Annotated in this window: 13 protein-coding genes; 11 read left to right on the top strand and 2 right to left on the bottom strand. The window is 72.7% G+C overall.

Going from position 1 to position 12,842, the window contains the following annotated elements:
* Nucleotides 1-251 precede the first annotated feature (251 nt).
* The 10 genes from AQJ64_RS15785 (at nucleotide 252) to AQJ64_RS15745 (ending at nucleotide 10,501) form a co-directional block, all read left to right on the top strand.
* Nucleotides 252-488, top strand: coding sequence for a hypothetical protein (locus AQJ64_RS15785; RefSeq protein ID WP_157880823.1), 237 nt, complete (start codon nucleotides 252-254; stop codon nucleotides 486-488).
* Nucleotides 489-945: 457 nt separating this feature from the next.
* Nucleotides 946-1,251, top strand: coding sequence for an AfsR/SARP family transcriptional regulator (locus AQJ64_RS15780; RefSeq protein ID WP_206189610.1), 306 nt, complete (start codon nucleotides 946-948; stop codon nucleotides 1,249-1,251).
* 496 nt (nucleotides 1,252-1,747) lie between these two features.
* Nucleotides 1,748-3,070, top strand: a complete 1,323-nt coding sequence (locus AQJ64_RS15775) for an MFS transporter (RefSeq protein ID WP_063808084.1) — start codon at nucleotides 1,748-1,750, stop codon at nucleotides 3,068-3,070.
* The gene (locus AQJ64_RS15770; RefSeq protein ID WP_055638233.1) at nucleotides 3,063-4,880 is read left to right on the top strand and encodes a S9 family peptidase; all 1,818 of its coding nucleotides are present in this window, start codon (nucleotides 3,063-3,065) and stop codon (nucleotides 4,878-4,880) included. The genes AQJ64_RS15775 and AQJ64_RS15770 overlap by 8 nt, the downstream gene beginning before the upstream one ends.
* Before the next feature lie 77 nt (nucleotides 4,881-4,957).
* Nucleotides 4,958-5,080 carry a hypothetical protein gene (locus tag AQJ64_RS51725; protein WP_266720057.1) on the top strand — a complete coding sequence of 41 codons (123 nt, stop codon included), beginning with the start codon at nucleotides 4,958-4,960 and terminating at the stop codon, nucleotides 5,078-5,080.
* A gap of 97 nt (nucleotides 5,081-5,177) precedes the next feature.
* On the top strand, nucleotides 5,178-7,112 hold the full coding sequence (locus tag AQJ64_RS15765) for a RiPP maturation radical SAM C-methyltransferase (RefSeq protein WP_055638232.1): 1,935 nt from the start codon (nucleotides 5,178-5,180) through the stop codon (nucleotides 7,110-7,112).
* Nucleotides 7,113-7,170: 58 nt separating this feature from the next.
* Nucleotides 7,171-7,830 carry a DUF5825 family protein gene (locus AQJ64_RS15760; RefSeq protein ID WP_055638231.1) on the top strand — a complete coding sequence of 220 codons (660 nt, stop codon included), beginning with the start codon at nucleotides 7,171-7,173 and terminating at the stop codon, nucleotides 7,828-7,830.
* Between the two features lie 413 nt (nucleotides 7,831-8,243).
* Entirely contained in the window at nucleotides 8,244-8,828 is a 585-nt protein-coding gene (locus AQJ64_RS15755) for a hypothetical protein (protein WP_055638230.1), read from the top strand.
* Between the two features lie 128 nt (nucleotides 8,829-8,956).
* Nucleotides 8,957-9,634, top strand: coding sequence for a PASTA domain-containing protein (locus tag AQJ64_RS15750; protein ID WP_157881156.1), 678 nt, complete (start codon nucleotides 8,957-8,959; stop codon nucleotides 9,632-9,634).
* A 123-nt stretch (nucleotides 9,635-9,757) separates the two neighbouring features.
* Entirely contained in the window at nucleotides 9,758-10,501 is a 744-nt protein-coding gene (locus AQJ64_RS15745; RefSeq protein ID WP_055638228.1) for an IclR family transcriptional regulator, read from the top strand.
* 162 nt (nucleotides 10,502-10,663) lie between these two features.
* Here AQJ64_RS15745 and AQJ64_RS15740 read toward each other — a convergent pair whose 3' ends face one another.
* On the bottom strand, nucleotides 10,664-11,140 hold the full coding sequence (locus tag AQJ64_RS15740) for a hypothetical protein (RefSeq protein WP_420876581.1): 477 nt from the start codon (nucleotides 11,138-11,140) through the stop codon (nucleotides 10,664-10,666).
* Between the two features lie 329 nt (nucleotides 11,141-11,469).
* Complete coding sequence (locus AQJ64_RS15735) at nucleotides 11,470-11,889, bottom strand: MarR family winged helix-turn-helix transcriptional regulator (RefSeq protein ID WP_055638226.1); 420 nt, start codon at nucleotides 11,887-11,889, stop codon at nucleotides 11,470-11,472.
* Nucleotides 11,890-11,953: 64 nt separating this feature from the next.
* Between AQJ64_RS15735 and AQJ64_RS15730 the strand changes: the two genes are divergently transcribed.
* Nucleotides 11,954-12,715 (top strand): alpha/beta fold hydrolase, encoded by a 762-nt coding sequence (locus AQJ64_RS15730; protein WP_059202719.1) that lies wholly within the window; start codon nucleotides 11,954-11,956, stop codon nucleotides 12,713-12,715.
* Nucleotides 12,716-12,842: the final 127 nt, after the last annotated feature.

The following is a 12,842-nucleotide window of genomic DNA, read 5'->3' as shown; positions in this document are numbered from 1 at the left end:
CAATGCGCCTCACGAGCAGGCCCGGCCCGATCAGCAGCGGCAGCGCTGCTTCTCGGCAGCACCGCGTGCGCCGGCCACGGGCGGTCGCCGGGATGGCGTGCGCCGTGCCGCAACCCCGCGCGCCCTGTCACGGGTGGGTGTGGATCGTAGGAATGTACTGCTCGGCTCCGGTGGTACGGAGCCGATCTCGGCACGGGCAGACGGCGTGGCTGACTCCGGGATCGTCGACATACGGGTGAGGGTGCGTCGTGGTGGAGCCGCTTCGGTACGGGATCGACCCCGCGCGCGTCGGGCCGTACGAGGTGATGGGCCGTCTGGGCTCCGGCGGCATGGGTAGCGTGTACCTGGCCCGCAGCACGGGCGGCAAGCGGCTCGTGGCGCTCAAGACGATCCGGGCCGAGCTGTCGAAGACGCCCGGGTACCGCGAGCGTTTCGCCCGCGAGATCGTGCGCCGCCGACTACAGCGCCGTGCCCCTGCCGTGACGTGACGGGACGGGGTGCATGAGTCTTCCGGGCGCGACTCCACCCCACCCTCTGGCCGCCGGGGCAGCGATCCGTCACACCACGCTCACCGGATGCCGTACCACCGCGTCGAACAGGTAGCCCTGTGTGTTGAGCACGGCGACGTCCGGCCGGCCCCGCACCCGACCACGACCGCCCGCGCAGTCGCTCTTCGCCGCCTGCCGGGTGAGCGGCCCACTGCCGCCCTCCGGGCAGGAGGGGCCGAACAGCCGGGGTGTGGTGGCCGGTTCCGCGCGGCGCCTCCCAGCTTCACAGCGATGACACTTCGGGTACGACGCCCGGAGGGGGCAGCTGGCCGGAAGAGCGGTTACGGTTCTCGGTGCTGGGACCGGTCAGGGCGTGGCGCGGCCCGGACGAGGGGGAGCTCGGCCCGCCTCAGCAGCGGGCGGGGCTGGCGGTGCACTGCTGGCGCAGGCGTCGCAGGTGTCGACCGGCAGGTTGGTCGACGCGGTCTGGGGAACCAGGGCACCGGCCTCCGCGCTCGGCATTCTGCGCACCTACGTCCACCGCCTGCGGAAGGCGCTGGGACCGGCCGAGGACAGCGCGGCGTCCTTGATCCGTTCCACCGGGGACGGCCACCAGCTCCGTACCCCGCCCGACGCACTGGACCTGGGCGCCTTCCGGGAACTGCTCGCGCGAGCCGAACAGGCGTGCGGTGCGGGCGGCATCAAGGGCGCGGCACAGGTTCTTGACCGGCGCATGGCGTGGATTGTCGGCCAATACTCGTGAGGGGCGCCGCGAACGCGGGAGATCGGCGGGAAGCGCCGCGGGCCGTGGCGGCGGCGGATGTGGCGCTGTGTCACCGTCGTTCGCAGCCGCCCACGTTCGGATGCGCAATCGTTTCCCGGGCCGGAGGGCGCGCCGGTCGCCACGGCACCCGGGGTGGTGAACGGGGACAGGCCCTGTGCGGATGTGAAGCGGAAGGTGCCGTGCCGCCGCAGCGCCGGGCCGGTCTCCCCGTACGCCTCACCTGCACGGGCGACAGCTCAGGACCAGTCGTTCCTCGGCCATATATCCCTGTATCGGGCGACGATTCCTTACTGTGTGCCACTTGTCGCCGACGTTCCGCGATGGCTAGGCTCCCGCTCGCTTTCACGCTTCACGCACATGTTCGACACATGGAGGCCGGCCGTGCGCAGCGGCCTTCCGGGCGTACGGGGAGGTGGGGAACGTCGACGCGTCACCGATCCGCCGCCCTGCCGAGGGGCCCGTCCCGTCGCACGGCGTGAACCGCCCGGGCCCGCGGCCCGGTCCGCCCGACCGGCACCGAGACCTCAGGATCCTGTGGTGGGTCAACGCGGTCGACGGGCTCGGCAGCCAGGCCTCCGGACTGGTCCTGCCGTTGCTGCTCCTGGAGTTGGGGCACGGCCCCGGCACCGCGGGCGTGCTGGCCAGTGCGGCCGCGCTCACCGGCGTCGTCCTGGGCCCGCTCGTCGCGCTACCGGCGGACCGAGGGCGGCGAAGACGCCTGATGACGGGTTCGGCGGCACTCGCGGCCGTGGGAACGGGGGTACTGGCCCTGGCGTGTCTGGGCCGCCCCGCGTTATGGGTCGTGGTGACGCTGGCGCTGACGGAGCGGCTGTGCGCCGTGACCTACGAAGCCGCGTCGCGCGGAGCCCTCGTACGTCTGGCCGCGAGGGACGAGCTGCCCCGGGCGGCCGCCGGCCTGCAGGTGGGCGACCAGGTCGCACTCGTCGTGGGACCGGCGCTCGGCGGGGTCCTCTTCCAACTCGCCCGGCCCGTGCCCTTCTTGGCCGACGCCCTCTCCTACGCGGCCGCCGCGCTGGGCGTACGGGCCATCCGCACCCCCCTCGACACCCCCGCCCCCGCCCCCGCGCCGGGGTCGGCCGACCCCGACCCCGGCTCCGACCCCGACCCCGACCCCGGCTCCCGTCGGGGCGAGAGATGGTCCGCGCGGCTCGGTGCCGCGAGGGCGGGCGTGGTCACGGTGGCCGGGTCCCCCGTGCTGCGACTCGTCCTGGTCTGGACGTCGACGGCCGGGGGCGCCCTCACCCTGCTCTTCTACACGGCCCTGTTCCGGCTGGGCGCCGACGAGCGGAGCGCGGCGGCGGGTCTCGTCCTCGCCGCGTCCGGAGCCGCCGGCCTGCTCGGCTCGCTGATCGCGGCCCCCGCGGTACGACGGCTCGGTGCGGCGCGCCTGCTGACCCTGGCCGCCTGGCTGCTGCCCGTGCCGTGCGGCTCACTGCTGTGGGCGGACGGCGCGGTCGGCTGGGGCGCGGCCTTCTCCGGGCTGTCCTTCCTGGTGCCGCTGATCACCGTGGTCCTGTCCAGCGTCGCCGTCGCGCGCACACCGGCGGCCCTCCAGTCGCGTACCGCCGCCGTCCTCGCCTCGTCGTCCGCGCTGGCCGCGGCCGGTGCGCCCACGCTTGCCGCCCTCCTGGTCACCGCCTGGAGCCCGCGGACGCCCGCGCTGCTGTGCACCGCGCTGTTCGGCGCGCTGGCCGTGTACACGTGGGCGAAGGCGCCCGGCGTTCTGCGTGCCGCGGGCGCCGCGGCCGCCACCGGGAGGGGAGACGGCCGTGGGTGACGGCTTCAAGGTCTTCCTCGGCGCCCTTCCGGAAGCGTGCCCGAGCGACGTCCGCCGTATGGTCCTGACGGCCGACGCCGACGGCCGCTGCGAGGTGTTCACCTGGGACGCGGCCACCCGGACCACCCGGCAGGTCACCGACCGGCCCCAGGGCACGGTGCACTGCGCCCTCGACGCCGACGGATACGTCTGGTGGTTCGACGAGGACGCGCAGGGGCGAGGGCACTGGTGGTTCCAGGCGTTCGACGGGGGCTGCCGGCTGCCCGGTCTGCCGGGCGCTCCGGCCGGGCTGCCGCGCGGTCTGGCGGTGGCGGCCGACGGAACGGTCGCCGCGGCGCTCGCGACCCGGCACGGCGGCACGAGCGTGCTGGTGGGACGGCGGGGCCGCGCCCCGCGCGAGATCCTCGGCACCACCGGGGAGGTCCGGCTGGGCGGCATCACACCGGAAGGCGACCTGGTGGCCCTCACGACCGTGTCCGACGGCGCCGCGACCGTCAGCGTCGTCACCCCCACGGGCCGGCTCGTCGCCACGCTGCCCCGGCCCGGCACCACGGGCGGCGGATTCTGGTGCCGCGGCTTCTCGCCCCGCCCCGGCCGGTCCGAGCTGCTCCTGGTGCACGAGCTGGAGGACCGCTACCACCTGGCGACCTGGACGGAGCGCCACGGACTGGTCTCCCACTCCTGGTGCGCCTTCGACACGGAGATCACCGCACGCTGGTACCCCGACACCGACGAGGTGCTGGTCCGCCAGGAGCGCCACGGCCGCTCGCTGCTGCACAGGGTGTCCCCGCACCGCCGTACCCGCCACGTCGTCCCCACTCCGGCCGGCAGCCTGCTGGACGCCGCCCCGCGTCCGGGCGGCGGGCTGCACTACCTGTGGACCGACACCGCCCACCCGCCCGTGGCCCGCGCGACGGACGGAGTCGCCCTGCCGGTGCCCGGCCTCCTTCCGCGGGTGCCCGGGCGGCACACCGATCTGTGGACCCCGACGCCGGACGGCCCGGTGCACACCCTGCTCAGCCTGCCGCGCCCCGACGACGACCGGGCCGACCGCGCCCACCCGGTTCCGCCGCCGGCCGTGTTCCTGGTGCACGGCGGGCCCGCCGACCACGACCGGGACGCCTACGACGCCACGGTGCACTCGCTGGTGGCCTCCGGCTATGCCGTCGCACGCGTCAACTACCGCGGCTCGACCGGCTACGGCCCCCGGTGGCGGCGCGCCTTCGCGCGGGGTGTCGGCCACCCCCAGGTGGACGACCTGGCCGCGGTACGGGCCGACCTGGTCGGCCGCGGGCTCGTCGACGACCGGGCGACGGCTCTGTGGGGGGTGTCCTGGGGGGCGTATCTCGTGCTCCTCGCCCTCGGTACCCGTCCGGGGCTGTGGCAGGCCGGTGTCGCGGTGAAGCCCGTGGCCGACTGGGTGAGCGCCCACCGGATGACCACGCCCGCGCTGCGCGCCCTGGACATCCGCTGGTTCGGCGGCACTCCGGAACAGGTGCCGGAACGTTACGCCGACAGCTCGCCCCTCACCTACGCGGCGGACGTGACGGCTCCCCTGCTCGTGGTCGGCGCGGACCAGGACGTCAAGTGCCCGCCCGAACAGATCCGCAGCTACCTCGACGCGCTGACCGCGGCGGGCGTGCCCCACGAGCAGATGTGGCTCGACACCGGACACGACGGCTACGACGGTGCGGCGCACGTCGCGGTCCTGCGCCGCTCCCTGACCTTCCTGAGCCGGCAGTTGCCCGCACCGGCGCCCGGCGCCCCCTCGCGTCCCCCGGCACGTCCGGGCGGACCCCGGTCCCGCTGACGACACAGCGGGACCGGGTCGCGCACAGCACCACCCGTTCGGAGAAGCACACCGTGAACCCGAGAAGGAGGACGACCGTGCAGAAGGACATCATCCACAACGACCCGCTCGCCGGCGACGAGGAGAACCGCAAGCCGGGCATCGGCATCACCATCACCATCCCCTTCCGCAACGCCGCCGAGAGCGACGACGAGGAGTGACCCACGGCCCGGCCGGCCCGCCCCGACAGGGGCCGGCCGGGCCTCCCTCCCTCCGCGTCTCCCGTCCCGCCCGCCGCTCGTGCGCAAGGAGCCCACCGTGCGCGTTCTTCTCGTCAACATGCCCTGGTCCCCGATCGACCTGCCCTCACTGGCGCTCGGCATCCTCAAACGAAGCGTCGACGCACACGTCCGGGGAGCGACGTGCGAGGTGCTGCACGCCAATCTGGAGTTCACCGACTGGATCACGAGCCGCACCGAGTTCACCGCCGAGGACTACGAGTACTACGCCCTCTCCTCCTACTTCCTCGGCTGCGGCGACTGGGTGTTCTCCTCGGCGCTCTACGACGACCCCGAGTGGAGGGACTCGGAGTTCGCCGAGGTGATGGCCTCGAAGCTGCGCCGGTCCCGGATGCGCATGACCCGGGAACTGCATCGCCTCGTGCCCGAGTTCGTCACCGAGGTGGCCCGCCGCGTCGTCGAGCTGGAGCCCGACGTGGTCGGGTTCACCTCCACCTTCCAGCAGAACACCGCGGCGCTCGCGGCGGCCCGGCGGATCAAGGACCTCGCCCCGCACATCGTGACCGTCATGGGCGGGGCCAACTGCGACGCCGAGCAGGGTGCCGCCGTCCATCGCAACTTCCCCTTCGTGGACTACGTGGTCCGCGGCGAGGGCGAGGACGCCTTCCCCCGGCTGCTGACCGCGCTGCGGGACGGCGACCCGGCCGCCGCCGCCGCGATCCCGGGGCTGTGCCACCGCACACCGGACTCCCCGCACACGGCCAATCCGATGCCGACCGGGCCGCTGCCGCCGGCGGCGATCCTGCCGCCCGACTACAGCGGTTACTTCGAGCGTCTCGCCGCCTCCGTGGCGCGCAACTGGGTGGAGCCGAAGCTGGTCGTCGAGGGCGCGCGCGGCTGCTGGTGGGGGGAGAAGCACCACTGCACGTTCTGCGGTCTGAACGGCTCCTTCATGGAGTTCCGCAGCAAGAGCCCCGACACCTTCTACCGGGAGATCATGGAACTGGCGGAGCGCCACCAGGTGCTCGACATGTACGTCGTCGACAACATCCTCGACATGCGCTACCTGTCCACCGTGCTGCCCCGGATCATCGACAGCGGCTACGACCTGCGCATGCACATCGAGATCAAGGCCAACATGCGGCGCCCGCAGCTGCAGGTGCTGGCGGACGCCGGGCTCATCTACGTCCAGCCCGGTATCGAGAGCCTCAACAGCCGCGTCCTCGACCTCATGGACAAGGGGGTCAGCGGCTGCCAGAACGTCCGTATGCTCCGCGACGCGGCGGAGACCGGGCTGTCGGTGTCGTGGAACTATCTGCACGGCTTCCCCGGGGAGACCGCGCAGGACTACGAACCCGTCATCCGCCAGCTCCCCGCCCTGGAACACCTCAACCCGCCGGTCGACCTGTCCGCGCGTATCGCCATCGAACGCTTCAGCCCGTACTTCAAGCGCCCCGAACTCGGGTTCACCGGGCTGCGGCCCGAGGAGCACTACCTGTTCACGTACGACCTTCCCGAGGCGGAGCTGTACGACCTGGCCTATGTCTTCCAGGCCCCGGAGCGCGGGATCGCCGAGCCGACGGTGACCCTCCTCAACGACGCCATCGCCGCCTGGAAGAAGCACCACGCCGACGCCCGCCTCACCCACACCGACCTGGGTGACCGGATCGTGCTGGTCAGCAGGCGGCCGTCGTTCGGCTGGCGGACCATGCAGCTCACCGATCCGTTCGAGACTGCGGTCTTCCGGCTCCTGGACCAGCCCCACACGGTCGTCGCGCTGCACCGCAAGCTGACCTCGGCCGCCGGCTCGCCCGGGGGAGCGCGGTGCACCCCGCAGGATCTCGACACCCTTCTCGAGGAGTGGGTCGCCCAGGGCGTGGTGTTCACCGACGCGGGCCAGTACGTGCACCTCGCCCCCGCCGCCGTGAACCAGGACCTGCTGCGGCTGGACTACATGCGCCACACCCACGCCCGGACCGCGGCGGCACCCGAGCCCGCGCCCGTTCCGTCCTGAGCGCCGGTCCTCCCACCCGTTGGCCGCCCGCCCCTCCGACCCGCACGAAGGACCGCCCATGACCACCACCGCACCGGACCTCGCGATATCCGCCTGGCGCGACCTCGACCCGCAGGCCCGTCATCTGCCGGGCATGTCCCTGGGGTCCCTCCCGGTGACCCCGCAGAGCCAGGAGGCCGACCGCCTCTGGGAGCTCGGCGTGCGCCACGCCGAACTCGACAGGACCGTTGACGTGTCCACCGACGATCCCGCGGCGCACCGCCGGGCCGTCGACCGGCTGTGTCTGGTCCGCGATCTCACCGCACGCGCCGTCTCCGTCGACTGGGACCTCCGGCTCTCCCCCCGGACCGCCGCCGACCAGTGGAAGGTGCTGTCCCACCTCCAGCCGCCCCGCTCGATCACCGGACTCGAGGGCGCGGAGGAGGCACTGCACGCCTGGCGGACCCGGCACTACCTGTGCAAGCTCGTCTGGCGCCAGGGGCCGGGGTTCGTCCAGATCCGTGACCGCCGCTGGGGGGATCTGCGCCGCTTCACCGCCGACGAGCCCCGGTACCGGGAGGCCATCGCCCTGCTCGGCCCGGGTGCGCACCACACCGACGTACCCGCGGACGTCCTGGCGGAGTTCACGGCCGAGCACCTCGTCCTGCGGGTCGGCGAGCTGGCGTGGTGGCTGCCGTACCGGGTCTCCCGCTGGCTCCAGGAGGCGATGGCCGTCTGAGCCCGGACCGCGGGCTCCTCACCAACGGCTTCTGTTTTCGGCCGGCTTCGGAGCTCCATGGAAAATCCAGAATCTAAGCAGTGTGCACACATTTTCATCACATGAGATGCCTTCTCCTTCGAACGTGATCTAGCAGGGGGCTCGTTCAGCTGCCCATGGGTGCGCATATCCGACATGCACGCACGGTCATGACGCTCCCCCTCGACGAGATCATCCGGCGGGCCACCCCGCACGGCGGCAGGAGCAAGGGAGGCACCCGCAGACTCGCGCGCTGAGCCGGTCGGGTTCCGGGGCATCGTCCCGAGCGGGATCGTGTGGCCTCGACACGTGTCGGAGGGATGGGAAACCGAGGAGTTCTCGGTCACAGTGGGCGTGGTCGGTCGAGGGGGAAGCCACGGCGGGGAGGATGACCGATGACGGAGCCCGACCTGTCCGAGCTGACGGCCGTCGTGGTGAGGCAGCCGAAGCGTTCGTGGTGGCGCCGTTACAGGGGCCCCGAACTGACCGTGTCCACCGTGGAGGGGACACCGCTCGCAGAGGTGACGAACACCGACGACACGGACTTCCTCCTGGCCCATGTGTCCGGCGAGTTCATCGTCCGCGTCAAGAAGCACGCCGGGTTCGCCTCCATGGGCCCGGTGCGCTTCCACCTCATCGACGCCGAGGACCACGAGGTCGGCCGCGTCCGTCCCTCCCGACTGGTCAAGACCCGGCAGCTGGGCTTCCGCACGGAACGGAGCCGCCCGCTCTTCCTGACGCGGCTGGCTCACCTCGCGATCGAGTGGCAGCTCACGGAGACCGATCCGCTGCGGACCCCGGAGCCGGAGAGCCTCGGTCGTGTCACGGTGAGCACGGTCGACCGGTGGCTGGGGTTGCAGCAGTACGTCGTCGAAACGACCCCACGCCTGGACACCTCCGAACGGCAGACCTTCATCGCCATGGTCATCTGTCTGCATCTGCTCCGGCGGCCCCCGGGCGACAGCTCCGCTCCCGTGTGAGAGTCCTCCGCCCACGTGCGGTTGTTCCGTTGAGCGGACCCTTGAGCGACAGCCGCGCGACAGCCCCCCATGCTGGCCACTCGACACACAGAGAAGAAGCACAAGGGGGACCGATGAGAGAAGCGGCAATGCCAACGCGTCGCCACGTGTTCGCCGGGGCGGCCGCCGGGCTGCGCAGGCGGGCGGCCCGCGCGGCGGGCGCGCCCAAGGCCGTGGTGCTGGTCGTGGCGGCGCTGGTGGCCACCGCCTTCGCCGTGACACCCGCCTACGCGGACGATCCCGGACTGAACTGCGCGGTCACCGCGACCGCCACGGTGTCCGTGACACCCTCACCCGTCGTCTACGGGCACAACGCCCTGGTGCAGTGGAGCGCGGACTGCGTGAACAACACGGCCGAGGACGCGCTGGTGATCAGTGGACCGGGCTTCAACCCCTCCACCACGAGCTTCCCGGTCGGCGGCGGATCGCGGACGGTGTTCATCGACCGGCCCGGGACCGTCGGTTGGGACGTCACGGTGGTCGACCTGTCGTCGGACACCGGATTCAGCAGGAGCCTGGCCTCCGTCTCGGCGTCGGTCACCGGCGTCACGACCGTCCCCGACGTACGGGGTGACACCCAGGCACAGGCCACCTCGGCACTCGCGGCTGCCGGATATGTGCTCGGCGGTGTGGGCAGCGTCGTCGACTGCGAGAGCGTCAACCGGGTCAGGTCGCAGAGTCCGGGCGCGGGCACCGTACTGCTGCCGGGATCGCCCGTCTCGATCACCCTCGGAAGGAGGCCCACGCCGCCCGCCGAGTGCAAGTGATCCGGTGACCCCGCCGGGACTCGGCAACCGACGCTTTGAGTAGCTACTGCTCATGTTCCGTCTCGCGGCGCGCGGCATCCTCGCAGGGACTTGTCGGGTGCGCCGGGGGGAACGGTGAGGGGCTTGAACGGGCGACGGGGAGCGACACCGAGGGCGACGGCGGTCTCCGCGCCGGACGGCGGCGGGCGGAGCGTCCTGGAGGGCGCCTTCAGACTGCTGGAAGTGGTGCAGCGGCGGGAGGAGGCCGGTCTGAGCACGCTGGCCTCGGAGTGCGGACTGCCGAGGACGACCGCGCACCGGTTGCTGGATCAACTGGTGGGACTGCGTGCGGTCGAGCGGCGCGGGCGCGGCTACCGGCTGGGCCCGCGCATGTTCCGCCTCGGGCAGGGATGGCAGCCGCACTCCGGGCTGCGCTCCGCCGCTCGGGAGCCGGCCCGTCGGCTGGCCCGTGCCACGGGCACGATGGTGGGGGTGAGTGTGCTGAGCGAGGGGCGCACGCTGGTCCTCGACTGGACGGTCTGCACGACCGACAACACGCTTGCTCCCCTCTGTGACGACGCGGTGTGGCCGTGGTTCACCGCGGCGGGCAAGGTGCTGGTGGCCGGGGCACCGGCCGGACTTCCGCCGGGCCCGTCACCGGCCTCGTGGAGGGCCGAAGCGGCGGTGATCCGGGACCGGGGTGTCGCCTACGACCGGGAGGAGGTGGTCCCGGGCGTCTGCTGTGCGGCGGTACCGCTGCACGGCCCGGCCGGCACCCCGGTGGCGGCTCTGTGTGTGGTGACCGACCCCGCACACCGCCTGGACCGGCTCGCGGACGCCCTGGCCCGCACCGGCAGGGCCATCAGCGGGCGGCTGCGCCGCCGGTGAACGCGAAGACCGCGGTCTTGGCCGGCCTGGAGGACGAGGCCCGGCTCACCGCGGACCGCGGCCGCACCTGCGCGCAGGCACAGCGGCCGCCACGCACACCGCCGGTTCCGCACCCGCCCGCCTGGCCACCGAAACGGCACAGGGCAGCGCATGGCGGTCGGGTCAGCCGAGGCCGAGCCGGCTGAGCGCGGTCGTCCAGTCCGTGACGATGGCGCTCTGCGCGGCCGCGAGAGTGACCCTGCCGGAGCAGACCGCGGTGTGCAGCTTCGTCTCCACCGGGTCCTTCAGGTTGTTGACACCCGAGCCCTTCTTGTGGCCGGGGTCGGCCGGCTCCACCCACAGGTTGCGGTAGTCGTTGGGGTCACCGCCGAGCTGCAGGCTGATCAGGTGGTCGTACTCGGCGTCCCCCATGCGGCCGGTGTAGCCGTAGGAGGCGGCGTTCAGCTTCTTCTCCTGGCCGGTGACGTAGGTGGAGGGCCGGACGCCGGAGGTGTAGCCGCCCTTGCGGCATATCGTCGACTTCAGATCGGCCTGCGTCACGGCCGGAGAGATCGCGCCCGGGGTGCACGCCGGGTCCTCCAGCGGCTCCCCCTTCTCGTACCGGTAGTGGCAACTGCCCGCGGCCGGCTGCCGCTGCACCGTGTACTTCCGCTGCGGACCGGCGCCGACCGCGATGGACCTCCCCGCCCCTCCGGCACCCGACGCGGACGCCGACGGCGCCGAAGCGCCGGACGAGGACGGCCCCGATGCGTCAAGCGGCGAACAGCCCGCCAGGAGCAGGCAGGCGAGCAGCACGGGCGGAGCAAGGCGGCGGGTCGAGCGCATGACGTCCCCTCACGGGCAGGCGGTACCTGACCAGATGCTGCACTACCGGGAATTCCGTACATCGCCCGGGGTGCCGGGACAGCGGCACGGACACCCCGCGGTCGGGTCGCGCCGCCCGACCGCCGGCGGCCGCAGGTCCCGCCTCAGCCCCCGGGCTGCCCCTCGATCTTGAGCAACAAGCCCAGCAGCGCCGCTCGCTCCGGCTCCGTCAGACCCTCGAAGCACTCCTCGAGCACCGAGTCCGCCACCACGTGGCCGGCCTTCAGCACCCGGTTCCCCTCGGGAGTGAGGTGATGCTCGATACGACGGCCGTGCCCGGGGCGCCGGTCCACCAGCCCCTGCGCCACCAGGCGTCCGGCGAGCGTGCCGAACGCCTGCTCGCTCTGGAACGTCGCCGCCGCCAGCTCCCGCGCGCTGGCGCCCGGCGCGCGGCCGACCGCCCGCAGCGCGTCCCACTGCGCGAGCGTGCTGCCGACGGACGCGAGCCGGGAGTCGAGCGCCCGGTGCTGGCGGTACTGGGCGGCCTTCACGGCCCTCCCGAGGATCTGCAGTTCAACGGCCATGTCCGCCAGGCTAGCACGTCGACTAAACTTGCTTATATAAACATGCTTAGTTAGTGTCCGGGGCATGACTCCGAACCTGACACTCACCGAGTCCGGCCCCGCCACCGGCCGTCCCGTCCTCGTACTGCACGGCGGCGGCGGTCCCGCCACCGTCGCCCCGATCGCCGAGCACTTCGCCCGGACCGCCCGCACCCTGCTACCCACCCACCCGGGCTGGAACGGCACCCCCCGCCCCGACCACCTCACCCGCGTCGCCGACCTCGCCGCCGCCTACCTGGACCTCCTGCGCGACCGCCGCCTGTCCGACGCCCTGGTGATCGGCTCCTCCCTCGGCGGCTGGATCGCCGCCGAACTGGCCACGGCCGACACGGAAGGCCTGATCAGCGGGGTCGTCCTGATGAACGCGGTCGGCATCGAGGTCGACGGCGAACCGATCCAGGACTTCTTCGCCCTCGGCGCACGGGACGTCGCCGAGTACGCCTACCACGACCCCGAGCGCTTCTACGTCGACCCGGCGACCCTCCCGGCCGAGCGACTCGCCGTCATCCAGGCCAACATGGCAGCCCTGCGCGTCTACTCCGGCGGCCCCGCCATGAACGACCCCGCCCTCCGCCCCCGCCTCGCCGCCGTCACCGTACCCACCCTCGTCGTGTGGGGCGAGAGCGACCGCATCGCGACCCCGGCATACGGCAAGCAGTACGCGGCGTCGTTCGCGAGCGCCCGCCTCGAAGTGGTGACAGAGGCGGGCCACTTGCCCCATCTCGAACAGCCGGCACGCACCTACGCCCTGCTCGACGCCTTCGCCGCGGAAACGGGGCGCCGCTGAACGCAAGCCCGCGTCCGGAGCGGGATCGCCCGAAAGGGAAGGGGCGGGCAACCCTGCCCCTGTCTCATGAGTCACACCCGCGTCACCTGTTTCGTTTCCCATAGGTCCGGAAGGGGCCGCACTCTCT

Source organism: Streptomyces griseoruber, assembly GCF_001514205.1.
Taxonomy (GTDB): domain Bacteria; phylum Actinomycetota; class Actinomycetes; order Streptomycetales; family Streptomycetaceae; genus Streptomyces; species Streptomyces griseoruber.
The sequence above is the reverse complement of the archived record's forward strand: the minus strand, read 5'-3'. Positions and strand labels throughout refer to the sequence as shown.

What these genes read in the sequence shown, in the direction of transcription:
- AQJ64_RS15750 (WP_157881156.1), top strand. Translation starts at nt 8,957, where the DNA reads ATGCCAACGCGTCGCCACGTGTTCGCCGGGGCGGCCGCCGGGCTGCGC.
- AQJ64_RS15760 (WP_055638231.1), top strand. Translation starts at nt 7,171, where the DNA reads ATGACCACCACCGCACCGGACCTCGCGATATCCGCCTGGCGCGACCTC.
- AQJ64_RS15755 (WP_055638230.1), top strand. Translation starts at nt 8,244, where the DNA reads ATGACGGAGCCCGACCTGTCCGAGCTGACGGCCGTCGTGGTGAGGCAG.
- AQJ64_RS15735 (WP_055638226.1), bottom strand. Translation starts at nt 11,889, where the DNA reads ATGGCCGTTGAACTGCAGATCCTCGGGAGGGCCGTGAAGGCCGCCCAG.
- AQJ64_RS15730 (WP_059202719.1), top strand. Translation starts at nt 11,954, where the DNA reads ATGACTCCGAACCTGACACTCACCGAGTCCGGCCCCGCCACCGGCCGT.